This is a genomic window from Streptomyces sp. SBT349 (genome assembly GCF_001083795.1).
Taxonomy (GTDB): Bacteria; Actinomycetota; Actinomycetes; order Streptomycetales; family Streptomycetaceae; genus Streptomyces.
The window spans coordinates 1-24,209 of the sequence record NZ_LAVK01000002.1; the positions used below are offsets into that span (position 1 = coordinate 1).

The window sequence follows — 24,209 nt, forward strand, 5'->3', positions numbered from 1 at the left end:
CGTCGCCCACCGCGACGTCATCCGAGTCCCCGAGCGTGGCCGGGGTCAGCCCCTCGACGCCCTGGGCCTGGAGCACCGCGAGGTCGGTGTCCGGGTCCGTCGGCCTCATCGCCGCGGTCGCCGTCGTGGCCGCGGTCGCGGGCGGCACCACGGCCGTCCTGCTGGACTCCGACCCGGCCGCCGTCGCCTCGGGCTCCGGGGGCACGGGGGTCACCACCGTCTCCGACGGCACGGACGGCACCGTCGCCTCGGTCGCCGAGGCCGTGACGCCCAGCGTGGTGGAGATCTCCACCGGCACCGCGGGCGGCTCCGGCGTCGTCCTCACCGAGGACGGCCGGATCCTCACCAACAACCACGTGGTCGCGGGGTCGGACACCGCGGAGGTCACGTTCCACGACGGCTCCACCGCCACCGCCGAGGTCACCGGCACCGACCCGGACACCGACCTCGCGGTGCTCCAGGCCCAGGGCGTCGAGGGGCTGACCCCGGCCACGCTCGGGGACTCGGATGACGTCGCGGTGGGCGACGAGGTCGTGGCGATCGGCTCCCCCGAGGGCCTGACCGGCACCGTGACCAGCGGCATCGTCTCCGCGCTCGATCGCGAGGTGACCGTCAGCAAGCCGGAGACGGGCGTCCCGGGGCAGCCGGGCGGCGGCAACCAGTGGCCGTTCTCCTACGACGGCGGCAGCTACAACGGCGACCTCGGCTCCTCGACCACCACCTACCAGGCCATCCAGACGGACGCCTCCCTCAACCACGGCAACTCCGGCGGCGCCCTGGTCAACATGGCCGGCGAGATCATCGGCATCAACTCCGCCATGTACAGCACCTCGGCCGACGCGGGCAGCGCGGGCCTCGGCTTCGCCATTCCGAGCGACACCGTGCGGGAGGTCCTGGACGCCCTCGGGACCCCGGTGTGACACGGCCTCCCGCCACGCCGGCCGGCGCCCCGCCGCCTGATGCCACACTGGCCGCATGGCAGACGGTGCGGGACCCCGCGTGCTGATCGTGGACGACGAGCCCGCGGTGCGGGAGGCGCTGGAGCGGAGCCTCGCCTTCGAGGGGTACCGCACCGAGACCGCGGCCGACGGCGCCGAGGCGCTGGCCCGGCTGAACGCGTCGGCGCCGGGGGAGGCGCCGGACGCCGTCGTCCTCGACGTGCTGATGCCGCGGATGGACGGCCTCACCGCGGCCCGGCGGCTGCGCGCCGCGGGGAACAGGGTGCCGATCCTCATGCTCACCGCCCGCGACACCGTGGGCGACCGGGTCAGCGGCCTCGACGCGGGCGCCGACGACTACCTGGTCAAACCGTTCGAACTGGACGAGCTGCTCGCCCGGCTCCGCGCGCTGCTGCGCCGGGGCGCGTACGCCGGAGCAGCCGCCGGGGGCGGGGGCGGCGGCCGGGAGGGCGGCGGCGCGGGACCGGCCGGGCGGCTGGCCTTCGCCGACCTGCGGATGGACCCCGCCACCCGGGAGGTGGCCCGCGGCGACCGCGCGGTGGAGCTGACCAGGACGGAGTTCACCCTGCTCGAACTGTTCCTGACCCACCCCAGGCAGGTGCTCACGCGGGAGCAGATCCTGCGCACCGTCTGGGGCTTCGACCACGAGCCCGCCTCCAACTCCCTGGACGTCTACATCATGTACCTGCGCCGGAAGACCGAGGCGGGCGGCGAGCCGCGTCTCGTGCACACCGTCCGGGGCGTCGGCTACGTCCTCCGTGGCTGACGCCTCGCGGCGGCCGGGTGGGCGGCTCGCCGGACTGCCGCTGCGCTCCCGCCTCGCGCTGCTCACGGCGCTCGCGGTGGCGCTCGCGGTGGCCGTGTGCGCCGGCGCGGCCTGGTTCCTGGTCCGCGGGCAGCTGCGCTCCTCCCTGGACGACGCGCTGCGCGAGACGCGCGCCGACCCGGCGGGCGTGCAGGCCGTGCTCGCGCAGCGGAGCTGGGAGGGGTGCCAGGACCCCCCCGCGGGCGCCGACGCCGTGCCCGAGCTGGTCGACTCCACGATCCAGGTCGTCGACAGCCAGGGGAACCGGTGCGTCCTCGCGGGCCAGGTCACGCTGGAGGTGACCGACTCGGACATCGCGGTGGCGCAGCGGCGCCTCGGCGAGAGCCTGCACGACGCGGAGGCGTCCGACGGCACCACCTACCGCGTGATGACCCGGCCCCTGGAGGGGCGTCTCGCGGGCAACGGCGGCGCCGTCTCCGTGGCCCGCCCGATGACCGAGGTCGACGAGCCGCTGCGGTCGCTGGCGTTCGTCCTCGCCCTGGTCGCGGCGGCGGGCGCGGTGGGCGCGGCGGGCATCGGCGTCGGGCTGGCCCGCACCGGGCTGCGGCCCGTGGACCGGCTCACGCACGCGGCCGAGCACATCGCCCGCACCGAGGACCTGACCGTCCGCATCCCCGTGACGGGGGACGACGAGATCGCGCGCCTGTCGCGTTCGTTCAACTCCATGACCGAGGCCCTGGCCTCCTCGCGCGAGCTCCAGCGGCAGCTCATCGCCGACGCGGGGCACGAGCTGCGCACCCCGCTGACCTCGCTGCGGACCAATGTGGAGCTGCTGGTGCGCAGCGAGGAGGCGGGCCGCCCGCTGCCAGAGGAGGACAGGCGGCGGCTGCTCGCCTCGGTGACCGCGCAGCTGGGCGAGCTGGCCGCGCTGATCGGCGACCTCCAGGAGCTGTCCCGCCCCGAGGCGGCGGCCGGCGGCGGGCGGCGCGAGGTGGTGGCGCTGCACGAGGCGGCGGGCCGGGCGGTGAGCCGGGCCAGGCTGCGCGCCGGGGGCCTGCCGATCGCGAGCGAGCTGCACCCGTGGTACGTGCGGGCCGAGCCGGCGGCGCTGGAGCGCGTGGTGGTGAACCTGCTGGACAACGCCCTGAAGTTCGGCGCCGCCGACCCGCGCGGCGTCGAGGTCGGGCTGCGGGACGGCGTGCTGCGGATCAGGGACCACGGGCCGGGCATCCCGCCGGACGAGCTGCCGCATGTGTTCGAACGCTTCTGGCGTGCCCCGGCCGCGCGCGGCCTGCCGGGTTCCGGGCTCGGCCTGTCGATCGTGGCCAGGACCGTGCGCGAGGCGGGCGGCGCCGTCGAGCTGCGCCCGGCCGCGGGCGGCGGCACCGAGGCGCTGCTCGCCCTGCCGGGCGCGCCGGTCCCGCCCCCGGAGGTGCCCCCGGAGGTGTCTCCCGGCGACGTGCCCTACTAGGCGGACGAGGCGGACGCCGTGGCGGGGGTCGGGTCGGCGCAGGACGAGGGGCCGCAGGACGCGTCGCCGGGGGCGTTCCCGTCGTCCATCAGGCGGCGCGGGCCGCAGCCCTGCTCGCCGCAGATGTCGTACGGGTTGGCGAGCATGCAGCTCTCCAGCGACAGGCAGCCGCAGCCGATGCAGTCCGTGAGGTCGTCCCTCAGGCGCGTCAGCTGGCGGATTCGCGCGTCGAGGTCGGCCCGCCAGAACCCGGAGACCTCGGCCCAGTCCTCCCGGTTCGGCGTGCGGCCCTCGGGCAGCCGGGCGAGCGCCCTGCGGATCGCGCTCAGCGGCATGCCCACGTTCTGCGAGACCCGGATGAACGCCACCCGGCGCAGCATGTCCCGCGGGTACCGGCGCTGGTTGCCCGAGGTGCGGCGGCTGCTGATCAGGCCCTGTTCCTCGTAGAAGCGGAGCGCGGAGGTGGCCACACCGCTGCGTTGGGACAGCTGTCCGATGGTGAGTTCTTTGACGATCTGCGGAGCCATGCCGACCATCCTAGCGAGACTTAAAGGCTTCTTGAGGTCCATGGGGTAAGGTGGCCGCCGGTCCCGGCTACCGAGGGGAGTTGGCGCATGGGGAAGCTGGTGGCCATCAGCGATCTGCATGTGCGGTACGAGGAGAACCGCGACATGGTGGAGCGGCTGCGGCCGGCGGACGACGAGGACTGGCTGCTGGTCGCGGGGGACGTGGGGGAGCTGAGCACCGACATCGAGTGGGCGCTGACGCTGCTCGCCGACCGCTTCGCCCGGGTGGTCTGGGTCCCGGGGAACCACGAGCTGTGGACGCCGCCCGACGACCCGGTGCAGCTCAAGGGCGAGGCCAGGTACCGCTGGCTGGTCGAGCTCTGCCGCCGCCTCGGCGTCGTGACGCCCGAGGACCCGTACCCGGTCTGGGAGGGCGAGGGCGGACCGGCCGTGATCGTGCCGCTGTTCCTCCTCTACGACTACTCCTTCCGCCCCCCGGGGACCCGCGGCAAGCGCGAGGCGCTGGAGGTGGCCGAGGAGGCGGGGGTGATCTGCACCGACGAGTTCCTGCTGAAGCCGGAGCCGTACCCGAGCGCCGACGCGTGGTGCGCCGCGCGGGTCGCCTCGACGCGGGCCCGGCTGGAGGCCGAGCTGCCCGAGGGGCTGCCGACCGTGCTGGTCAACCACTACCCGCTGGTCCGCGAGCCCACGAGGGTGCTGCGGTACCCCGAGTTCGCGCTGTGGTGCGGCACCGAGGCCACGGACGACTGGCCGAAGCGGTTCAACGCGGCGAGCGTCGTCTACGGCCATCTGCACATCCACCGGCTGATCCACCACGACGGGGTGCCGCACCACGAGGTGTCCCTCGGCTATCCCCGCGAGTGGAAGGCGTACCAGAAGGACCCGGGGCGGCTGGTGCCGGTGCTCCCGGCCGGGAAGACGGCGGTGGGGCGGTGAGCGCGCCGGTGAGCGGCGGGCCGCTGCGCCTGCTGCTGCCCGCTCCGGTCGCGGTGGCCGAGACGTTCGGGGACTCCGGGACGCCCACCGGCCTCTTCCCCGAGGAGGAGGCCCACGTCGCCAACGCCGTGGCCAAGCGGCGCAACGAGTTCACCACCGTCAGGAACTGCGCGCGCGACGCCCTGGCCGAGCTCGGCGGCCCGAGGGCGCCGCTGCTGCCGGGCGAGCGCGGCGCGCCGGGCTGGCCCCCCGGGTTCGTCGGGAGCATGACGCACTGCCTCGGCTACCGCGGCGCCGCGGTGGCGCGGGCGGGCGACCTGGCGAGCGTGGGGATCGACGCCGAGCCCAACGAGCCGCTGCCGAGCGAGGGCGTGCGGGACATGGTGACGCTGCCCGCCGAGCGCGCGGCGCTGCCAGGGCTCGCGGCCCGGCGGCCCGGGGTCTGCTGGGACCGGCTGATCTTCAGCGCCAAGGAGAGCGTCTACAAGACGTGGTTCCCGCTGACGCGCAGGTGGCTGGACTTCGAGGAGGCGGCCCTCGACATCGACCCGGAGGCGGGCGTGTTCACCGCCAGGCTGCTGGTGGAGGGCCCCGTGGTCGACGGCGTGCGGCTGCCGGCGTTCTCCGGGCGCTTCGTGGTCCGCGACGGCCTGGTGGTCACCGCGATCTCCGCGGGCCCGCCGCCCGCGCCCCCCGGGACGCCGCGGCGCCCGGAGGAGGACTCCTCCGGGCGCCGCGAGGGCGTCACGCCCTAGAACGTTCGGCGGGGACGGTCCGCCACCCGCGCCCCGGACGCCCTACTCGACCACGGTGATGCGGTCCGCGGCGGGGGGCGCCAGGGGCTCGGCCTCGCTGGAGCCGGCCGTCAGGTACTCCGCGAGGACGGCCATGTCGTCCTCGCCGACCAGCGGGTTGCCGCCCTCGGCCAGCGTCGGGAAGCCGTCGCCGCCGCCCGCGAGGAACGAGTTGACCGCGACCCGGTAGGTGGCCGCCGGGTCCAGCGGCTCGCCGCCCACGGTGACGGTGTCGGCCACGATCCGCTCCGCGCCCGCACGGGTCAGGTCCAGGGTGTAGGCCAGCCCGGCGGACGGCTGGAGCACCTTCGGGGACGCCTCGTTGACCCCGCTGACCTGCTCCCGGAGCACGGTGAGCAGCTGCTCGCCGGTGAGGTCGACCAGGTTCACCGTGTTGGAGAACGGCTGGACCGTGAAGCCCTCGCCATAGGTGACCACGCCGTCGCCCTCCTCGCCCGAGGCCGCGTACGTGAGGTCGGCGCGGATGCCGCCCGGGTTCATCAGGGCGAGATCCGCCTCGGCGTCCAGCTCGGTGGCGTGCGCCAGCTGCGCGTCGGCGACCAGGTCGCCCAGCGGGAACTCGGCGGTGCCGGCGTCCCGGCCCGCGATGTCCTCGGAGATCCAGCCGATCGGCGCGTTGGCCACCGGCGCCGCGAGCTCGTTCCAGAAGCCGATCAGCTCGGTGAGGTCGGCGGCCGGCTCCCGCTCCCGGTCCACCACCCGGTTGGTGCCCTCGACCGAGGTGCGCACGATGTCCTGGGTGCGGCGGTCGAACGTCATGTTCAGCTCGGTGAAGAGGCGGCCGTTGGAGGCGGCCGAGGTGACCAGCCGGTCGTTGCCCTCCGGGTCCGGGACCGTGCAGACGTAGGGCTGGTGGGTGTGCCCGGTGACCAGGGCGTCCACGCCCGCGTCGGTCGCGGCGGCGATCTCGTCGATCGGCCCCGAGATGCCACCGCCCTCGGCGTCGCAGTCCGCGTTGTACGCGGCGGAGGCCGGGTAGCCGCCCTCGTGGACGAGCGCGACGACCGCGTTCACGCCGCGCCGCTCCAGCTCGGCGGTGTAACGGTTGATGGTCTCGGCCTCGTCCAGGAACTCCAGGCCCTCGATGCCCTCCTGGGTGACGATGTCGGCCGTGCCCTCCAGGGTGACGCCGATGAAGCCGACCCGGACGCCGTTCAGGTTCTGGATGGAGTAGGGCGCGAGGATCGGCTCGCCGGTGTCCTCGTCGACCACGTTCGCCGCGAGGTAGGGGAAGTCCGAGCCGCCGAACTCGCGGCCCTCGACGTAGCAGCCGTCCTCCGGGTGGCAGCCGCCCTCCTGGAGCCTGACCAGCTCCTCCCAGCCCTCGTCGAACTCGTGGTTGCCCACCCCGGCGACATCCATCTCCAGCCGGTTGAGCGCCTCGATGGTCGGCTCGTCGTGGAACAGCCCCGACATCAGCGGCGTCGCGCCGATCAGGTCGCCCGCCGCCACGGTGACCGAGCGGCCCGCGCCCTCGCGGGCGTCGCGCAGCCCGGTGGCCAGGTACTCCACGCCCCCGGCGGTGATGGTCTCGGTGGTCCCGTCCTCGTGCTCGTGGAGGAGCTCCCCGTTCGACCCGGTCGGCGGTTCCAGCGCGCCGTGCAGGTCGTTGATGGCCAGCACCTGGAGGTCGACGGTCATCCCGTCCACCGGCACCCAGCCGCCGCGCCCGTCGCCGCCGTTCTCGTCGGGCGCCGCCTGCGCGGCGGGCAGGGCGACGGCGAGCGCCCCGACGGCCGCGAGCATCGCTGCCCCCGCGGTGAGCCTGTACATCCGTGCGTGCATGAGCGGTTCATCCCTTCGGTCCGCCCGCACCCTATGGGTTACGCGCGTAGCCGTCAGGAGGGGCTGTGTAACAAGGAGAAAAACGCTGGGTACCTTCGCGTTATGAGCGATGTCGTGGTGGTGGACCGGGTGACCGAGGACGAACAGCGCGAGATCGGCGGCCTGATCGCCGCCGCGGCGGCGGTGGACGGCCGCCACGCGGTGTCCGAGCAGGGCATGCTGCTCCTGCGCGGCGGCGCGCGGACGGGCGTCGAACACCTGCTGCTGCGGAGCGGGACCGGGCTCGTCGGCTACGCCCAACTCGACGGAACGGACCCGGTGGAGGCGCCCTCGGGCGAGCTCGTCGTCCACCCGGCCCACCGCGGGCAGCGGTACGGGCGGGCCCTGGGTGAGGCGCTGCTCGCCGAGTCGGGGCACCGGCTGCGGCTGTGGGCGCACGGCGGCCACCCGGCGGCGCGGCACCTGGCGCGCCAGCTCGGGCTGACGCTCTTCCGTGAACTGCGGCAGCTGCGGCGCCCGTTGGGCGGGCTGAGCCTCCCCGACCCCGGGCTGCCGGCGGGCGTGGAGCTCAGGACGTTCGTCCCCGGGCGGGACGAGGAGGCGTGGCTCGCGGTGAACGCGGCGGCCTTCGCGCACCACCCCGAGCAGGGTGCGCTGACCCGGCGGGACCTGGCCGCGCGTGAGGCCGAACCGTGGTTCGACCCGGCCGGGTTCTTCCTGGCCGTGCGGGCGGCGGGCGAGCCGGGGGAGGGCGCGATCCTCGGGTTCCACTGGACCAAGACGCACGCCGCCGAGGGTCTGGGCGAGGTGTACGTCGTGGGGGTGGCGCCCGAGGCCCAGGGCCTGGGCCTCGGGCGGGCGCTGACCACCGTCGGCCTGCGCCACCTGGCCGCCGACCCCGCGCTGGACACGGCGATGCTCTACGTCGACGCCGACAACGCGCCGGCCGTCCGGGTGTACGAGAGCCTCGGCTTCCGCACGTTCGAGGCGGACCTGATGTACCGGACGGAGAGGTGACCCGGGGATGACCCGGACGGGGGAGCGCTCGCCCCCGGCCGGTGGGCGCGCCGCCCCGCGGGTACTGTCCGTTGCATGAACCACGGCAGGCGCCCCCCGCTGTCCGAGGCCGACCGGCTGCGGCTCGCCCGTGCCGTCGTGGAGGACGGCTGGTCCGCGCGGCGGGCCGCGGAGCGGTTCGGGGTCTCGCCGGGCACGGTCCGCCGCTGGGCCGGCCGGTACCGGCGGTACGGCGCCGACGGCATACGGTCCGATGCCCCCGTTCACCTCACTGATGTGCCCCGTTCGTCCGGATGGCGTGAGAATGGAGGCATGAGCCAGGAGACGAGCATCCGCCAGGACCGCCCGTACACCGTGCCGCAGCCCGCGGATCCGAGCGCGCGCACCGCGCCCGAGGAGGCCCCCCGGAGCGCCATCGAGCCGGGCGAGATCGAGGAGACCGAGGAGACCGGGGAAGCCGCCGCGGGCGGGGCCGGGCCGTTCCCCGCCGAGCTGCCGGGCGACCGCTTCCTGGACCGGGAGCGGAGCTGGCTCGCCTTCAACGAACGGGTCCTCGAACTGGCCGAGGACCCCGAGACGCCGCTGCTCGAACGGGCCAACTTCCTGTCGATCTTCGCGAGCAACCTGGACGAGTTCTTCATGGTGCGCGTCGCCGGGCTCAAGCGGCGCATCGCCACCGGCGTGGCGAACCGCTCCGTCACCGGGCAGACCCCCCACGAGGTGCTGGAGACCATCTGGGCGCGGGCCAGGGAGCAGATGACGCGGCACGCGGCCTGCTACCAGCGGACGGTGGCCCCCCAGCTCGCCGCCGCGGGCATCCACCTGCTGCGCTGGCCCGACCTGACCGAGCAGGAGCAGACCCGGCTCTTCTCCCTCTTCCGCAAGAAGATCTTCCCGGTCCTGACCCCGCTGGCCGTCGACCCGGCCCACCCGTTCCCCTACATATCGGGGCTCTCGCTCAACCTGGCCGTCCGCGTGCGGAACCCGGCCAGCGGCAACGAGCACTTCGCCCGCGTCAAGGTGCCGCCGCTGCTCTCCCGCTTCCTCGAAGCCTCGCCGCAGCGCTATGTGCCGGTCGAGGACGTCATCGCCGCCCACCTGGAAGAGCTCTTCCGCGGCATGGAGGTCCTGGGCCACTACGTCTTCCGCGTCACCCGGAACGAGGACCTGGAGGTCGAGGAGGACGACGCGGAGAACCTGCTCCAGGCCCTGGAGAAGGAGCTGCTGCGCCGCCGCTTCGGGCCGCCGGTGCGCCTGGAGGTCGAGGAGTCCATCGACCCGGAGGTGCTCGACCGGCTGGTGCGGGAGCTGAAGACCAGCCGCGAGGAGGTCTTCGCGCTGCCGGGGCCGCTGGACCTCACCGGGCTGAGCTCCATCGCCGCGCTGGACCGGCCGGACCTGAAGTACCCGAAGTTCGTCGCGGGCACCCACCGCGACCTGGCCGAGGTGGAGTCCGCCTCCCCGCCCGACATCTTCGCGGCGCTGCGCACCCGCGACGTGCTGCTGCACCACCCGTACGACTCGTTCTCCACCTCGGTCCAGGCGTTCCTCGAACAGGCCGCGGCCGACCCCGACGTGCTGGCCATCAAGCAGACGCTCTACCGCACCTCCGGCGACTCCCCGATCGTGGACGCGCTGATCGACGCCGCCGAGTCGGGCAAGCAGGTGCTCGTGCTGGTGGAGATCAAGGCCCGGTTCGACGAGCACGCGAACATCAAGTGGGCCAGGAAGCTGGAGGAGTCCGGCTGCCACGTCGTCTACGGCCTGGTCGGGCTGAAGACCCACTGCAAGCTCTCCCTCGTCGTCCGCCAGGAGGGGGAGGAACTGCGGCGCTACGCGCACGTCGGCACCGGGAACTACCACCCGAAGACGGCCAGGCGCTACGAGGACCTGGGCCTTCTGACCGCGGACAACGAGGTGGGCGCGGACCTGTCCGACCTGTTCAACCGGCTCTCCGGGTACTCGCGCCGGGACAGCTACCGCCGCCTGCTGGTGGCGCCGCGCTCGCTGCGCGACGGGCTGGTGGCCCGGATCCGCCGGGAGGTCGAGCACCACCAGGAGGGCCGCCCCGCCTGGGTGCGGATCAAGGCCAACTCCATCGTGGACGAGCGGGTGATCGACGCCCTCTACCGCGCCTCGCGCGCCGGCGTGCCCGTGGACATCTGGGCGCGCGGGATCTGCGCCCTGCGCCCGGGGGTGCCGGGGCTCTCCGAGAACATCCGGGTCCGCAGCGTCCTGGGGCGTTTCCTGGAGCACTCCCGTGTCTACGCCTTCGCCAACGGCGGGGAGGGCGAGGTGTGGCTCGGCTCCGCCGACCTCATGCACCGCAACCTCGACCGCCGCATCGAGGTGCTGGTGCGCGTCACCGACCCCGGGCACCGCTCCTCGCTCAACCGGCTGCTGGCCACCGGCACCGCCGACTCCACCGAGTCCTGGCACCTCGGCTCCGACGGCCGCTGGACCCGCCACGCGCGCGACGCCGAGGGCGGGCGCCTGCGCAACCTGCAGGAGGCGCTGATCGACGCCCGCAGGAAGCGCCGTGGCCCCGGGGCCTGAGGGCCCCGCGGGGCCCGGGCGGCCTGACCTGGTGCGGGCCGCGGGGTGTGTGCTGTGGCGCGCCCCGGCGCGGGCGCCGGGCGCGTCGGGAGGAACGGGGGGCGGGATCGAGGTGGCCCTGGTGCACCGGCCCCGGTACGACGACTGGTCGCACCCCAAGGGCAAGCTGAAGCCGGGCGAGTCGGCGGCGGACGCGGCGCGCCGGGAGGTCAAGGAGGAGACGGGCATCGACTGCGTGCTCGGCCCCCCGCTCCCCACCGCGCGGTATGTCGCCAGGGGGCGGCCGAAGGAGGTCGTCTACTGGGTGGCCGAGGCGGTCGGCGGCCGGTTCGAGACGAACGCGGAGGTCGACGAGGTCCTGTGGCTGCCGCCGGGAAGGGCGCGCGGCAGGCTCTCCCACCCCGCCAACCGCAAGCTGCTGGACGCGGCGCTGGCCGCGCTGGGGCTCAGCCTCGGCGGGGTGCCACAGCGCTCCACCGGAGTGTGACCTCGCCCTGCCGCCAGCGCCCGGGGCCGTCGGCGACCGGCCAGTCGGCGGCCAGGGCCCGCACCGCGTGGACCCACCGCTGGCGGGCGCCGAGCGGGCCGTAGGGCGCGGCGGCGGCCCACGCGCGGTCGAAGTCGCTGAGGAACGCGTGCACCGGCTCGCCCGGCACGTTGCGGTGGATCAGCGCCTTGGGCAGCCGTTCGGCCAGGTCGGAGGGGGTGGCCAGCGAGGCGAGGCGGGCGGCGAAGGTGACGGTGAGGGGGCCGCCGGGACCCAGCGCCACCCACACGTGGCGGCGGCCCGCCTCGTCGCACGTGCCCTCGACCAGGAGCCCCCCGGGCGCGAGCCGGGCGCACAGCCGCTCCCACGCGCCGTCCACCTCGTGCTCCGCGTACTGGCGCAGCACATTGGCCGCCCGTATCAGCAGCGGACGCTCCCCGCCAGGCAGCGGCACCTCGAAGCCGCCGCGCCGGAAGCTCAGCCCGGGACGCTCGTAGGGGAGGGCGGCGGCGACCCGCGCCTGGTCGATCTCCACGCCCGTCACCCGCGCGTCGGCCCGTATCCGGCGCAGCCGCGCCAGCAGCTCGACGGCGGTCCAGGGCGCGGCCCCGTACCCCAGGTCCACGGCCAGCGGCGGGCCCGCCGCGCGGCGCAGGCCCGCGCGTGCACGGCGGCGATCCAGCGGTCCATGCGCCGCAGCCGGTTCGTTCCCGTGGTTCCCCGGGTCACCCTCCCCTCCGCCATACGGGTGAGGGTAGACGAGGGTAAACAAGCCTCCCGAAGGGGAACACGGACGGCTGGTGCGCGGTTGCACGACAGGACGTAGGACCGGAAGCCGAGCGAGAAGCCGTCAGGAGGCGTGGTGCCCCACATCCGCCGGGTCGCGATGCTCAGTGTGCACACCTCCCCGCTGGATCAGCCGGGCACCGGCGACGCCGGCGGGATGAACGTGTACATCGTGGAGCTGTCACGGCAGCTCGCAGCGCTGGGCATCGAGGTGGAGATCTTCACCCGCGCCACCTCGGGCGCCGCCGAGCCGGTGGCCGAGCTCGGCCCCGGCGTCCTGGTGCGGCACGTGGACGCGGGCCCCTACGAGGGCCTGAACAAGGAGGAACTGCCCGCGCAGCTCTGCGCGTTCACCCACGGCGTGATGCAGATCTGGGCGGGGCACCGGCCCGGCTACTTCGACCTGGTCCACTCGCACTACTGGCTCTCCGGGCACGTCGGCTGGCTGGCCTCGCAGCGCTGGGGCGTGCCGCTCGTGCACGCGATGCACACGATGGCCAAGGTGAAGAACGCGGCCCTCGCCGCGGGCGACACCCCCGAGCCCGCCGCCCGGGTGATCGGGGAGACGCAGATCGTCCGCGCCGCCGACCGGCTGATCGCCAACACCACCGAGGAGGCGGCCGAGCTGGTCACGCACTACGCGGCCGACCCGCCGCGCACCGCGGTGGTGCACCCGGGGGTGAACCTGGACCGTTTCACCCCGGGCGACGGGCGGGCCGCGGCGCGGGCCAGGCTGGGGCTGCCGCCCGGCGCGTTCGTCCCCCTCTTCGCGGGGCGCATCCAGCCGCTGAAGGCGCCCGACATCCTGCTGCACGCCGTCCGCGAGCTGCTGGACGCCGACCCCTCGCTCCGTTCGCGCCTGGTGGTCCCGGTCGTCGGCGGCCCCAGCGGCAGCGGCCTGGCCAGGCCCGAGCGGATGCAGAAGCTCGCCGCCCGGCTGGGCATCGCCGACCTGGTGCACTTCCACCCGCCGGTCTCGCAGGGAGACCTCGCCGACTGGTACCGGGCGGCGAACGTGCTGGTGATGCCGTCCTACAGCGAGTCGTTCGGCCTGGTCGCGGCCGAGGCGCAGGCGTGCGGAACGCCCGTGGTGGCCGCCGCGGTCGGCGGCCTGCCGGTGGTGGTGCGCGACGGGCACACCGGCTTCCTCATCGACGGGCACGACCCGGTGCACTACGCCCGCGCCCTGCGCCGCTTCGCCGACCACCCCGCGCTCTCGGAGCGCCTGGGCGCCGCCGCCGCCCGCCACGCCCGCCGCTTCGGCTGGGACGCCACGGCGGCGGACACCCTCGACGTCTACCGGGCCGTGGTCGAGGCCCGCCGCTTCACCCGCGGGGGGCTACGCTCTGGCCATGGCTGATCCGCGGCGGGTGATCGAGGAAGCGCTGGGCGAGCTGGGCGTGGAGTGGGAGTCGCCGGGTGACGGGCGCTACGTGGTGACGCTGCCGGGCACCCGCAAGCTGTCCACCACCTGCTCCCTGGTCGTCGGACGCCACTCGCTGTCGGTCAACGCCTTCGTGATCCGCCGCCCCGACGAGAACCACGGGGCCGTGCACCGCTGGCTCCTCGAACGCAATCCGCGGCTGCACGGGGTCGCGTTCGCCGTGGACGCCCTGGGCGACGTCTACCTGGTCGGCCGCCTCCCTCCCGCCGCGGTCACCCCCGAGGAGATCGACCGCCTGCTGGGCGCGGTGCTCGACGCGGCGGACAGCTCGTTCAACACCCTGCTGGAACTGGGCTTCGCCGGGGCGATCAGGAGGGAACACGCCTGGCGCACCTCCCGCGGCCTGCCCCCCCGCCCCCCCCCCTCCCCCCCCCCCCCCGCCCCCGGGGGGCCGCGGCGCCCGCCCCCCGCCCCACCCCGCCCCGTCTTCGCGTGCCCTCGGCTGCCCTCGGCCGCCCTCAGCCGCCGCGGGGCAGGCGCTGCTCGGCCCAGATGACCTTGCCCTCCTGGGTGTAACGGGTGCCCCAGCGGTCGGCGTACTGCGCGATCAGGAACAGGCCGCGCCCGCCCTCGTCCGTCGCCGCGGCGTTCCTCAGGTGCGGCGAGGTGCTGCTGCCGTCGGAGACCTCGCAGATCAGCGTCCGGTCGCGGAGCAGCCTGACCCGGATGGGGCCGGTGCCGTGCCGCATGGCGTTGGTGATCAGCTCGGTCAGGAGCAGCTCGGTGATGAACGCGATCTCCGTCAGGCGCCACTCCCCGAGCTGGCGGCTCGCCGCCGCCCGCACGTCGGCCACCGCGGCGGGCGTGAACGGGACGTCGAACGTCGCCACCTGCGCGGGGGCCAGCACGCGCGTGCGGGCGATGAGGATCGCCACGTCGTCGGTCGGGGCCTCGGGGAGCAGCGCCTCCAGCACCGCGTCGCACGCCGCCTCCGGCTCCCCGGGGCTCGCCCGCAGCGCGTCGGCCAGCAGCCCGAGCCCCACGTCGATGTCCCGGTCGCGGCGCTCGATCAGGCCGTCCGTGTACAGCACGAGGCGGCTGCCCTCGGCCAGCCGCAGCTCGGCCACCTCGAACGGCGTGCCCCCCACGCCCAGCGGCGGCTGCGTCGGCAGCCGGGGGTACTCGACCGTGCCGTCGGGGTGCACCACCGCGGGCGGCAGGTGTCCGGCGGTGGCCATGCTGCACACCCCCTCGACCGAGTCGTAGACGGCGTACAGACAGGTGGCGCCCGTGACCGCGCCGATGCCGTCCGCCTCGCCGTCCTCGGGGTCGTCGCGGTCGGCCAGCTCGCCGAGGCGGCCCAGCAGTTCGTCCGGGGGCAGGTCCAGCGCGGCGAAGTTGTGCACGGCCGTCCGCAGCCGGCCCATCGTCGCGGCGGCGTGCAGGCCGTGCCCGACCACGTCCCCGACCACCAGCGCGACGCGCGCCCCCGAGAGCGGGATGACGTCGAAGAAGTCGCCGCCCACGGCCTCGGCCGGCTGGTACCGGTACGCCGCCACCACCGCGCTCTGCTCCGGCAGCCCGCGCGGCAGCAGGCTGCGCTGGAGCGTCGCCGCCATCTCGTGCTCACGGGCGTAGCGGCGCGCGTTGTCGACGCAGACCGCGGTGCGCGCCGCCAGCTCCTCGGCCAGCGACAGGTCCTCGGCGTCGAACGGCTCCCGCGTCCCGGCCCGCCAGAACGCGGCCACCCCCAGGACCACGCCGCGCGCGTGCAGCGGGGCGCAGATGACCGAGTGGATCCCGTAGTCGATCACCCGCCGGGCGTACTCCTCGTCCCCGGCCTGCCACCAGTCCGTCCCCCGCAGGTCGTTCTCGGTGACGGCGTGCCCGGCGGCCAGCGCCCGCACCTGCGGCACGTCGGCGTTGAGGCGCAGCGTGGAGTGCGGCCCGCGCAGCGGGTGGTCGTGGCTCACCCCGCCGGTGGCGGCGCGGCGCATGCGGTCCTCCGTGCCGGCGCTCTCCTCGCCGCGGAACACCGGCTCGGCCAGGTCGACGGTGATGAAGTCCGCGAAGTCGGCGGCGGCCACCTCGGTCAGCTCCTCGGCCGTGCGCACGATCTCCAGCGTGGTCCCGATCCCCACGCTGGCGGCGTACAGCAGCGACAGCCGCTTCTGCGCCGCCTCCGCCCGCCCGCTCAGCGCCCGCAACTCGGTGGTGTCCCGCAGCGTGGTGACGCTGCTGTGCTCCCCGCTGGGCTGGACCGTCAGGCGGTGGTTGACGGTGAGGAGCCGGCCGCCCGCCATGTGGACCTGGTCGGTGACCTCCTCGTCGGAGGACAGCAGCGCCTCGGTCGTCTGGTCGAGCCCGAGGCCGGAGACGTTGCGCCCTACCGCGTCGTCCGGCAGCCCGAGCAGCCGCGTGGCCTCCTCGTTGGCGAGCAGCAGCTTGCGCCGGGCGTCCAGGATGACCACCCCCTCGCGGACCGCGTGCAACACCGCGTCGTGGTGCTCGTACATGCGGGTGATCTCGGCCGGGCCCATGCCCCGGGTCTGGCGCAGCAGCCGCCGGCTGACCAGTGCGGTGGCGCCGGTGGACAGGATGAAGATCGCGGCGGCCACCAGCAGCAGGAGGCGCAGTTCGTTGCCGAGCATCATGTTGATCGACCTGACGGTGACGCCGGAGGAGACCATGCCGACGACGCGGCCGTTGTCGTCCTCGACGGGCACCACGACCTGGTGCAGCGGGCCGATGGTCCCTTCGAGGGACTCCCGCACCACCTTCCCGTGCCGGGCCGGCTCCAGCTTGCCCACGAAGTGCTTGCCGATGCGGTCGGGTTTGGGGTGGGTGAAGCGGATGCCCTCGCGGTCCAGCACGACCACGAAGTCGACGCCCGTCTGCTTCCTGATCGCCTCGGCCCGCGGCTGGAGGATCCTGGTCGGGTCGGAGGAGCGCAGCGCGTTTCTCGTGCCGGGAGCCTGCGCCATGGCCGAGGCCACCCCCAGCCCGCGTTCGAACGCCGCCTGCGTCTTGTCCTGCCGCGCCTGGAGGTAGAGCGTGGTGAGCGCGGCGGAGAGCAGCAGCAGAACGAGCACCACCTGGATGATGAACATCTGGCCCACGACGCTGCGCACGTTCAGCAGCGAACGCCGAAGCCTCTGCCTGGCGCGGGAGAATGCCCTCATTCCTCCACTTTGTACCCTCAGCCAACTCCAGGCCGCATCCGCCCGCGCGCAAGGGCTCGTCTAGTCTCGGGACATGGCCGACGCACCGAACAAGCTCATTCTGCTTCGCCACGGCGAAAGCGAGTGGAACGCGAAGAATCTCTTCACCGGCTGGGTGGACGTCAACCTGACCGACAAGGGTGAGAAGGAGGCGGTCCGCGGCGGCGAGCTGCTGAAGGACGCCGGCCTGCTCCCCGATGTGCTGCACACCTCCACGCTCAAGCGCGCCATCCGCACCGCGAACCTCGCGCTCGACGCCGCCGACCGCGCCTGGGTCCCGGTGCGCCGCACCTGGCGGCTGAACGAGCGGCACTACGGCGCGCTCCAGGGCAAGGACAAGGCCGCCACGCTCGCCGAGTTCGGCGAGGAGCAGTTCATGAAGTGGCGCCGTTCCTACGACATCCCGCCGCCGGAGCTCGCGGACGGCGCCGCGTGGTCGCAGAGCGACGACCCGCGCTACGCGGCCATCCCCAGCGAGGTCCGCCCGCGCACCGAGTGCCTGAAGGACGTCGTGGTCCGGATGCTGCCGTACTGGTACGACGGCATCGTCCCCGACCTGAACGCGGGCCGCACCGTGCTGATCACCGCCCACGGCAACAGCCTGCGCGCGCTGGTCAAGCACCTGGACGGCGTCTCGGACGCCGACATCGTGGGCCTCAACATCCCCACCGGCATCCCGCTGCTCTACGAGCTCGACACCGACTACCGGCCGGTCGTCCCCGGCGGCACCTACCTCGACCCCGAGGCCGCCGAGGCCGCGATCGAAGCCGTGAAGAACCAGGGCAAGAAGTAGGCGACCAGACAGAAAGTGCCCTCTACCTGCGGCTTTCCCGCCAGTAGAGGGCACTCCCGGCACCCGGGGCCGTCTGTGGGCCGTCAGTGCTCGCGCAAAACCTCCCCGAAGACCTTCGCCACGGCCTTTCGAGTGCGTTCCTGGCTGCTTGGCATGAGGTGCGCGTACACGCGGAGCGTCAACCCGGGGTCGGAGTGCCCCAGGTACTCGGCCACGGCCTTGATGCTCTCACCGGCATCGAGCAGGACCGAGGCGTAGAAGTGCCTGAGCGCATGCATGCCGTGCTCGCGAGCGGCGGCGTACTCCTCGCCCTTCTCCGGGTGAGGGATGATGCCAGCCGCGGCCAGAGCGGGCTTCCAGCTCCGCGTGTTGAACTCGCCTCGCCAGACCTGTCCCCCCGACGGCCGGGTCACGATGAGCCGCTTGGTCACCAGCGGCCCGCCAGTCGTCTTCCATGGCAGGGTCACCTCAACGGGCGGGAACGCCTTCATGTGCGCCCTCAGTGCGTCCGCGACGGGCCCCGGAAGCGGGACCTCGCGGAGCTTCCCACCCTTGGGCGGCGCAAACACCGGCTTACTGCGGCTGAGCTTGAGCTGTCGCACCACGTGCAGCGTGCCAGCGTCGAGGTCCACGGCATCCTCAGCCAGGCCCAGAATCTCCCCCTGCCGTAGCCCGCAGCCACCCCCCACGTCCACGGTGACGCGGTACCGCTCGGGAAGGGCCGCCCGCACGGCGAGGAGGCGCTCAGGCAGCCAGGGGACCACGCGTCTGGCATCGACGGTCGGCGGTCGGACCGATCGGGCGGCGCACGGGTTGCGGGGCAGGTAGCCATCGTCCACGGCCGCACTCAGGCAGCCCCGGACGTTGGAGTAGATGACCCGGGCGTACGAGCCGACCACCCCGCCGGCCGCGAGCTGACTCAGCCAGTCCCGGACGTGCTCCGGCTGGAAGGACCCGAGGGGGCGCGTCCCGATGTACGGGAAGGCGTGCAACCGCATCTGCGACTCCATAGACGCCCGCGTGTTCGGGTCCCCGCCCTGCGTGGCTAGCCACTTCTCGGCGTATTGCTGGAAGGTGGTCCGGGCGTGCTTGGGGTCGATGTACTGGCCGCGTTCCATGTCGGCGCGGGTGTGGATGAGCCACTGTTCCGCGGCACGGCGCTGCCGGTCGGGGAAGCTCTTGGACTTCTCGGTGCCGTCAGGGCCGGTGTACCGGGCGCGGTAGCGCAGGCCGGTGCCGTGTCGGTCGGTCTTGACGCGGACGGTCTTGCCGTCCGGGCCGGTGGTCTCTTTGAACCAGCGGTCTTGGATGTGCCCTGCCATGGAGGGTGTGCTCCCTGCGGGTAGCAGTTGCGGCGGGTGCCGGAACGGCCCGTGGTGGGCCGTTCTGGCGGTGCCGGTGGCGGGGGTGCTATGCACTATCGCGCTGATCAGGTGCGTTGCGGGGCGCTAGCGGGGGTGCTACCGGTAGCAGGGGTGGCCGCTACCGGTAGCACCCTGGCGGGGGTAGGTCAGGGGGCGTCCTGGGTGCATCCGGGGTGGGTGGTCTGGCCCGGTTCGACGGCGGTCATGGGTCCGCCGCACGCGGTGCAGCGCCCCGGGCCGGTGGTTACGTTGGGTGATGCCGGTCGGTCCAGTCGGCTCACCGATTCCTCAGTCAGCTCAGTCGGCTCAGGGCTCTGGGAGGTGAGCTGACTGAGCTGACTGTGAGCTGACTGCGCCGAATCGGGGTGAATCCACAGGCTGCCGCCCCCGAAGCCCTTACGCTCCGTGTGCACGACCCTGGCCTTGGTCTTGGCTCTCTTGATGGTCGCCTCGGAGAAGCTGAGGGCCTTGGCCGCCTTCATCACCTCGCCCCGGGGCGCCTCGCCCCCGTGGTCGGTGAGGTAGCCGAGAAGCCAGTCAACGGCCTCAGCGCGCTCCCCGGCTTCCTCCGGGTCGGCGGTGGCGGTGAGGGTGTCCTCGACGCTGCGGGTGGTGATGCCGGTGAAGGCCAGGCGGCCGACGTTGGCGGTGCCGCCTGCGGCGGGCACGTCGTGTCCCTCGATGCGGTAGGACAGCGAGGGCAGGTCGAGTTTGCCCAGGCTGTTCTTGGTCTGGGTCATGACCTGTTCGCCGGTTTCGCGGTCGTGGGCGAAGGCGAGGATGGCGCGTGCGAGGTCTTTGAAGGCGCCTGATCCTGAGATGAGCTGGGAGGCGTCGGTTCCGGTGGTCTTGTTGAAGTGGGCGATGCCCAGGGTGAGGGCGGTGGTGCGTTCGGCCATGCGCACCACGGGTTCCAGGGCGCGGCGTACGTCCTGGGTGCGGTGGGCGTCGGTGTGCTGCCCGAGGGTGGACATGAGGGGGTCGATGATGAGCGCGGCTACGTGGTGTTCCGCCACGGCGTGTTCGAGGGGGCCGGTGTCCAGGGGCAGGGAGAGCATGGTCTCGCCGCGGAGCACGTCATCGACGTCGACGCGGTAGACGCGTTCGAGGTCGGCCCCTGCGGCGATGAGGCGGGGTACGAGGGTGCGGGACCATGAGTCTTCGACGGCCGCGTAGAAGACGGTGCGGGGCTGGTGGTGGAAGGTGCCGGGGAGCTGCCCGCGTGAGAGGCGGGCGGCCAGCCAGATGCCGAAGCTGGACTTGCCGGTGCCTTCCCGCCCGGCGGCGAGGGTCAGGGCGCCGGCGGGGATGCGCCCGGCCCCGGGCTCGGGCTCCCAGGCCCAGATCACCGGTTCGGGATCGATGGAGCTTGCGGGGGTGAGCTTGATCCGGCGGGCGGGGAAGTCGGGGGCGTCACCGACCGCCGGGTCGTGGGCCCACGTGCCGCGTGTGTCGTCGGGCGGGATCGGGTGGTGGGGCATCACGCGGCCTCCTTGCCGCTGGTGCGGGTGGCGATCCAGGCGGCCACAGCCGCCGGGTCGTAGCGCAGGTGCTTGCCGATGCGGAAGGCGGGCGGGCCGGTGCCGTTCTTGCGCCAGGCGTAGACGGTCTGCACGCTCTCCAGCTGGAAGAGGGCGACGAGGTCTTCGGGGGTGAGGTACCGATCGGGCAGAGCGCCCCGCAGCGTGTGCAGCGGCGCGGGGCTGTCCGGATCGGCCGATCGCCTGCCCGATCCCGGGGCCGATCGGATCGGCCGACCATCGGCCGATCCGTGTCCCGATCCCTGGCGCGTGCCGGTCGGCCGACGATCGGGGGGCGGGGCGCCGATCCGGTCGGCCGATCCGGCAGCCCGGTTTTCGTCCCGGTTTTCGTTCCGGTTTTCGTTCCGCGCGATGGGTGTTGCGTCCAGCCGTGTCATCACGCGGCCACCTCCCACATGCCGCGCCAGGTGGCGCGGTCGGCCGTCTGCCGGATGTGGGCGAGGCGGGCGAGCAGCTGCACCATCCCCGTGTCGGCCTCGGCCGGGTCGGCCACCCGGGTGGGGTGGCCGACCGTGGCGAGCAGCGTCAGGGCGAGGAGCAGGGGCAGGCGGTCGGCCTTGGCCTGGTTGCAGCTGTGGCAGGCCAGGACCAGGTTCGCGGCGGCCCACGTGCGCAGGAGGGAGAGAGGCGCTACGTGGTCCAGCGTGGCCTGGCGCAGGTCGGTGAAGGGGATGCGGCAGTAGGTGCAGCGTGCGCCGTCCCTCGCGGCCACCGCCTGCTTGCGGGCACGCTTCCTCGGGCCGTTCAGCTGCTTCCTGGGGTCCTGGGTGCTCACAGCGGCACCTCCAGCTCACTGGCGGGGATGCCCCGGGCGTCGAGGTAGGCGCGGAACGCCGCGCGGGGGATACGGATGGTGCCGCGTCCGGTGCCGACCCGGTAGGCGTACAGGCGGCCCGCCTGGATCTCCCGGTAGATGACGGAGGAGTCCTTGCCCAGCGCACGGGCGATGTCCTTGACGCGCAGCGCACGCAACTCCTGTTCGACGGCGGTCATCACGCGGCCTTCTTCAGGGAGGTCTTGCGGACGGTGGTGGGCAGCGTCGTGTAGTGGGGCGTGGGGCGGCGCTCAAGGTGCCTGCGGACGGCGCGGAGGGCGCGGGTGAGGGCCTGCCGCACGCACGGGACGGGCACCTGAAGGCGCAGGGCGATCTCCCGGGTCGTCATCTCGCGGAAGAGGTGCAGGGTCAGCGCGTCGCGTTCCAGAAGCGGCAGCGTCTTCAGCGCGCGGCGCACGTCCACCACCGCCGGGACCACCGCGTCGGGCGCGTCCGGGGCCAGCCCGAACGCCGTGCGGCTCTCGGTGCGGAACTCCTCGGTGGCCAACTCCCGCTGGTTGCGGGCCCGCGACAGGTGGGCGCCAATCGTCCACCTCGCCTGGAGGGCCAGGAAACCGTGCAGCCGGTCGTCGTCCGCCGGGTCGGCCTTGCGCAGCGAGGTCCCCAGCGCGAGGAACGTCTCACTGGCCAAGTCCTCGGCCAGCGCCCGGTTCGGCACCCGCCGCTGGATGTACCGCAGCACGAACGGGTGGTACTGCTCGAAGACCCGCCCCCACCGCTCCCGATCCACCAGCAACTCAGTCGACCGCTCAACCACAACCTCAGGCATCATGGAACTACCCCTCTCGAAGGGCCCTAGGGCGCGGTGATCAGCTGGCAGGCAGCACCGCGCCCTTTGTCATGGGTCGAAGTCCCCTAGAGAACCTAAGTTCAGGTCCTCATTAGGACTTGCTGGGAGAGACACTAGACCTAGGGTGGGCGATTCCTCAATAGGACCTGAAGAGAAAAGTTATTGATCTTCTGTGGACTCGGTCGCGCCCAAGCGGCATCCTGTGGGGCAGTAGGAGGACCAACGTGACTGAGGCAATCGCCGGGCAGGCGAAGTACCACCGCGTAGCCAATGCGCTGCGCCGAGAGATCCAACAGGGGAAGTTCGACCCGAGCGGGCGCCTGCCTGCGGAGACAGACATCGCCAAGCGTTTCGCCGTGAGCCCCCCCACAGTGAGGCAGGGTCTCGCGGTCCTGCGGGCTGAAGGGCTCATCGACTCACAGCAAGGCCGAGGGACGTTCGTCAGGAAGGGGCGACCGCACCAACGCCGATCACGGCACCGCTACGGTCGTGCACGGGGGGATCAGCAGCTACTCACGCCCGACCTGCGTCACGAAATCGACTTCGCAGGGAGGGCGCCTGTCCCAGCTCACATCGCTGAGGTCATGGACGTGCCCACGGGCACTGAGGTGGTCGTGAGGCGGCGCCACTTGTTCGACAAGGAGACCGGGCGACCGGAAGAGGTGGGCGCAAGCTACATCCCGGTAGAGATCGCCGGTGGCACCTTCATGGAGGAACCCTCGGTGGTCCCAAAGGCGCTCTTCCTGTGCGTGGAAGATGCCGCCGGTCAGCGCTACGCCACGGCAAAGGACCTGTGGCGATGCAGGATGCCGACACCGGATGAAGCCGCCGCGCTCCAACTGTCCACAGGCGCGCCCGTCATGAACGTCGTCCACACTGCGCGTGGCGAAGACGGCAGAGTCTTGGAGGTCTCGGAATCGACATGGCCAGCCGACCGGGTCGTGATCGTGGATGAGTACGAGGTGGAGCCGCATGCCGCCGAACCTGACTCCCCATCGGAGATCTGATGAGCTTTGCTGATCTCCCGCCGGGGCACCACGCCTCCGCCCTGCGTGACCACTGGTGGTGGCGCCCCGGTTGGCACGTGGGGCAGCGCGCCTACACCTGGCACCTGACTTTCGAGGGGCAGAACGGATTGCATCGCCTGGTTAGCGGCTACCAGCGGCGGCTCAGCACGTTCGTTGGGCTGGACCCGATCCCGCCGACGTGGCTACACCTGACCATGCAGGGCGTTGGATTCACGGAAGAGGTCGATCCGGCTGAAGTAGGTCGCATCTCGAAGGCAGTCCGCCGACGCCTGGCGGACTTGCCGACGCTGGCACTCGGCTTCAAGTGGGTCACTGTCGCCGATGAAGCCCTCGTGCTTCCTCCAGTCGAGGAGGAAGCCGTGCGAGCTGTACGTGGCGCCGTCCGGAGAGGGATCGGCGACGTGTGGGGGATGGACAGGATTCCGGAGAACGCTGACCGGTACCGGCCGCACGTGAGCGTGGCCTACAGCAATCGCGACCAGGAAGCGGCTCCTCTCGTTGCTGCGGTAGCGAGGATGGAACCAGAACCGGCCCTGGTGACCGTGCCTGCGGCGTCGTTGATCGTGATCCATCGTGATCATCGGGTCTATGAGTGGGAGATGGTGGAACAAGTCCCCATCGGGGCACGCCAAGTCTCCGAGTAGGGCATTAACTCACAGTGACCCCCCTGGGTGGCCTAGCAACTAGCGCGGGGGTGTCAAACCCCGGATTCCGGCGGATCAGGGGGTTTCCGCAGGTGAAGCGCTAGGGGCTAGATCAAAGATCAGGCGGCAGATTGGGCGCTAGGAGGGCTGCTAGACCTAGCGGTGAGGAGTGCTAGGTCTAGCAGCCGTTAACGGCTGAGAGTTCATGCACAGAGAGTGATATGGGCGCCTGCGGCGCACGGCCTTTGGCAGGGCCGCGAGCGGCCCGCCGGGTGCTGAGGCGTCCGGCATCGGTGGTCGGCCGTGTGCGGGCCCGCTGTGCGTGAAGAGCAGCTACGTGGGGAGGGGGGCGGGTGGCCTCTTCGGGGCTCTGGCAGCGAGGTGGAGGACTTACCGACCCCCTTACCGACTGGGGGTTTCCGCAGGTCAGGGGACTTACCGACCTTACCGACCGGGCCCCCGCCCTTCCGCTGGTAGCCGTCAGTAACCAAGGTTGACAACTCA

The 24,209-nt window shown here is 72.9% G+C and carries 21 protein-coding genes and 2 pseudogenes; 13 read left to right on the plus strand and 10 right to left on the minus strand.

Annotated elements, in window-relative coordinates:
• Positions 1-86 precede the first annotated feature (86 nt).
• The 3 genes from ADY01_RS00325 to ADY01_RS00335 are packed head-to-tail and all read left to right on the plus strand — an operon-like array spanning position 87 to position 3,196.
• The gene (locus ADY01_RS00325) at positions 87-920 is read left to right on the plus strand and encodes a S1C family serine protease (RefSeq protein ID WP_053170397.1); all 834 of its coding nucleotides are present in this window, start codon (positions 87-89) and stop codon (positions 918-920) included.
• Between the two features lie 55 nt (positions 921-975).
• Positions 976-1,725, plus strand: a complete 750-nt coding sequence (locus ADY01_RS00330; RefSeq protein WP_049563886.1) for a response regulator transcription factor — start codon at positions 976-978, stop codon at positions 1,723-1,725.
• Complete coding sequence (locus ADY01_RS00335; RefSeq protein ID WP_049563887.1) at positions 1,718-3,196, plus strand: sensor histidine kinase; 1,479 nt, start codon at positions 1,718-1,720, stop codon at positions 3,194-3,196. Before ADY01_RS00330 ends, ADY01_RS00335 begins: the two co-directional genes overlap by 8 nt.
• Here ADY01_RS00335 and soxR read toward each other — a convergent pair.
• The gene (gene soxR / locus ADY01_RS00340) at positions 3,193-3,723 is read right to left on the minus strand and encodes a redox-sensitive transcriptional activator SoxR (protein ID WP_049563992.1); all 531 of its coding nucleotides are present in this window, start codon (positions 3,721-3,723) and stop codon (positions 3,193-3,195) included. The two genes, ADY01_RS00335 and soxR, sit on opposite strands and share 4 nt — an antisense overlap.
• Before the next feature lie 87 nt (positions 3,724-3,810).
• Between soxR and ADY01_RS00345 the strand changes: the two genes are divergently transcribed.
• Both ADY01_RS00345 and ADY01_RS00350 read left to right on the plus strand, forming a co-directional pair.
• Positions 3,811-4,659: a metallophosphoesterase family protein gene (locus ADY01_RS00345; protein WP_049563889.1), complete on the plus strand. Its 849-nt coding sequence runs from the start codon at positions 3,811-3,813 to the stop codon at positions 4,657-4,659.
• Positions 4,656-5,414 carry a 4'-phosphopantetheinyl transferase family protein gene (locus tag ADY01_RS00350; RefSeq protein ID WP_078899881.1) on the plus strand — a complete coding sequence of 253 codons (759 nt, stop codon included), beginning with the start codon at positions 4,656-4,658 and terminating at the stop codon, positions 5,412-5,414. The genes ADY01_RS00345 and ADY01_RS00350 overlap by 4 nt, the downstream gene beginning before the upstream one ends.
• A gap of 42 nt (positions 5,415-5,456) precedes the next feature.
• Here ADY01_RS00350 and ADY01_RS00355 read toward each other — a convergent pair whose 3' ends face one another.
• On the minus strand, positions 5,457-7,259 hold the full coding sequence (locus tag ADY01_RS00355) for a bifunctional metallophosphatase/5'-nucleotidase (protein ID WP_049563891.1): 1,803 nt from the start codon (positions 7,257-7,259) through the stop codon (positions 5,457-5,459).
• A gap of 102 nt (positions 7,260-7,361) precedes the next feature.
• On the opposite strand from ADY01_RS00355, the gene mshD reads away from it, so the two are divergent.
• The 3 genes from mshD (at position 7,362) to ADY01_RS00370 (ending at position 11,319) form a co-directional block, all read left to right on the plus strand.
• Positions 7,362-8,276, plus strand: a complete 915-nt coding sequence (mshD, locus tag ADY01_RS00360; protein ID WP_049563893.1) for a mycothiol synthase — start codon at positions 7,362-7,364, stop codon at positions 8,274-8,276.
• 75 nt (positions 8,277-8,351) lie between these two features.
• Complete coding sequence (locus ADY01_RS00365) at positions 8,352-10,832, plus strand: RNA degradosome polyphosphate kinase (RefSeq protein WP_078899882.1); 2,481 nt, start codon at positions 8,352-8,354, stop codon at positions 10,830-10,832.
• On the plus strand, positions 10,816-11,319 hold the full coding sequence (locus ADY01_RS00370; RefSeq protein WP_234319969.1) for an NUDIX hydrolase: 504 nt from the start codon (positions 10,816-10,818) through the stop codon (positions 11,317-11,319). Before ADY01_RS00365 ends, ADY01_RS00370 begins: the two co-directional genes overlap by 17 nt.
• On the opposite strand, the pseudogene ADY01_RS00375 reads toward ADY01_RS00370, so the two are convergent.
• A pseudogene (locus ADY01_RS00375) lies at positions 11,279-12,063 on the minus strand (class I SAM-dependent methyltransferase). The gene ADY01_RS00370 and the pseudogene ADY01_RS00375 overlap by 41 nt on opposite strands.
• 127 nt (positions 12,064-12,190) lie before the next feature.
• Between ADY01_RS00375 and mshA the strand changes: the two are divergent.
• Together mshA and ADY01_RS00385 are read left to right on the plus strand one after the other, a co-directional pair.
• A pseudogene (mshA, locus tag ADY01_RS00380) lies at positions 12,191-13,465 on the plus strand (D-inositol-3-phosphate glycosyltransferase); the annotation flags it as partial.
• Positions 13,458-14,045, plus strand: a complete 588-nt coding sequence (locus ADY01_RS00385; RefSeq protein WP_078899883.1) for a YbjN domain-containing protein — start codon at positions 13,458-13,460, stop codon at positions 14,043-14,045. The pseudogene mshA and the gene ADY01_RS00385, both read left to right, overlap by 8 nt.
• Here the strand turns inward: ADY01_RS00385 and ADY01_RS00390 are convergent.
• Positions 14,008-16,671, minus strand: a complete 2,664-nt coding sequence (locus tag ADY01_RS00390; RefSeq protein WP_053170393.1) for a SpoIIE family protein phosphatase — start codon at positions 16,669-16,671, stop codon at positions 14,008-14,010. The two genes, ADY01_RS00385 and ADY01_RS00390, sit on opposite strands and share 38 nt — an antisense overlap.
• A gap of 73 nt (positions 16,672-16,744) precedes the next feature.
• On the opposite strand from ADY01_RS00390, the gene ADY01_RS00395 reads away from it, so the two are divergent.
• Positions 16,745-17,503, plus strand: coding sequence for a phosphoglyceromutase (locus tag ADY01_RS00395; protein ID WP_049563904.1), 759 nt, complete (start codon positions 16,745-16,747; stop codon positions 17,501-17,503).
• Positions 17,504-17,586: 83 nt separating this feature from the next.
• On the opposite strand, the gene ADY01_RS00400 is transcribed toward ADY01_RS00395, so the two are convergent.
• The 6 genes from ADY01_RS00400 to ADY01_RS00425 form a co-directional block, all read right to left on the minus strand.
• Positions 17,587-18,825: a tyrosine-type recombinase/integrase gene (locus tag ADY01_RS00400; RefSeq protein WP_049563907.1), complete on the minus strand. Its 1,239-nt coding sequence runs from the start codon at positions 18,823-18,825 to the stop codon at positions 17,587-17,589.
• A 188-nt stretch (positions 18,826-19,013) separates the two neighbouring features.
• Positions 19,014-20,348 (minus strand): AAA family ATPase, encoded by a 1,335-nt coding sequence (locus ADY01_RS00405; protein ID WP_053170395.1) that lies wholly within the window; start codon positions 20,346-20,348, stop codon positions 19,014-19,016.
• The gene (locus ADY01_RS41455) at positions 20,348-20,785 is read right to left on the minus strand and encodes a helix-turn-helix transcriptional regulator (protein ID WP_107081590.1); all 438 of its coding nucleotides are present in this window, start codon (positions 20,783-20,785) and stop codon (positions 20,348-20,350) included. Before ADY01_RS41455 ends, ADY01_RS00405 begins: the two co-directional genes overlap by 1 nt.
• Positions 20,785-21,183 carry an HNH endonuclease gene (locus ADY01_RS40130; RefSeq protein WP_063784073.1) on the minus strand — a complete coding sequence of 133 codons (399 nt, stop codon included), beginning with the start codon at positions 21,181-21,183 and terminating at the stop codon, positions 20,785-20,787. Before ADY01_RS40130 ends, ADY01_RS41455 begins: the two co-directional genes overlap by 1 nt.
• Positions 21,180-21,401, minus strand: a complete 222-nt coding sequence (locus tag ADY01_RS00420; protein WP_049563909.1) for a helix-turn-helix domain-containing protein — start codon at positions 21,399-21,401, stop codon at positions 21,180-21,182. Before ADY01_RS00420 ends, ADY01_RS40130 begins: the two co-directional genes overlap by 4 nt.
• Positions 21,401-21,973 (minus strand): RNA polymerase sigma factor, encoded by a 573-nt coding sequence (locus ADY01_RS00425; RefSeq protein ID WP_159000873.1) that lies wholly within the window; start codon positions 21,971-21,973, stop codon positions 21,401-21,403. The genes ADY01_RS00420 and ADY01_RS00425 overlap by 1 nt, the downstream gene beginning before the upstream one ends.
• Before the next feature lie 284 nt (positions 21,974-22,257).
• On the opposite strand from ADY01_RS00425, the gene ADY01_RS00430 reads away from it, so the two are divergent.
• Together ADY01_RS00430 and ADY01_RS00435 are read left to right on the plus strand one after the other, a co-directional pair.
• Positions 22,258-23,040, plus strand: a complete 783-nt coding sequence (locus ADY01_RS00430) for a GntR family transcriptional regulator (protein WP_049563913.1) — start codon at positions 22,258-22,260, stop codon at positions 23,038-23,040.
• A complete protein-coding gene (locus tag ADY01_RS00435) occupies positions 23,040-23,705 on the plus strand; it encodes a 2'-5' RNA ligase family protein (protein WP_049563915.1) in 666 nt (221 codons plus the stop codon). Before ADY01_RS00430 ends, ADY01_RS00435 begins: the two co-directional genes overlap by 1 nt.
• Positions 23,706-24,209: the final 504 nt, after the last annotated feature.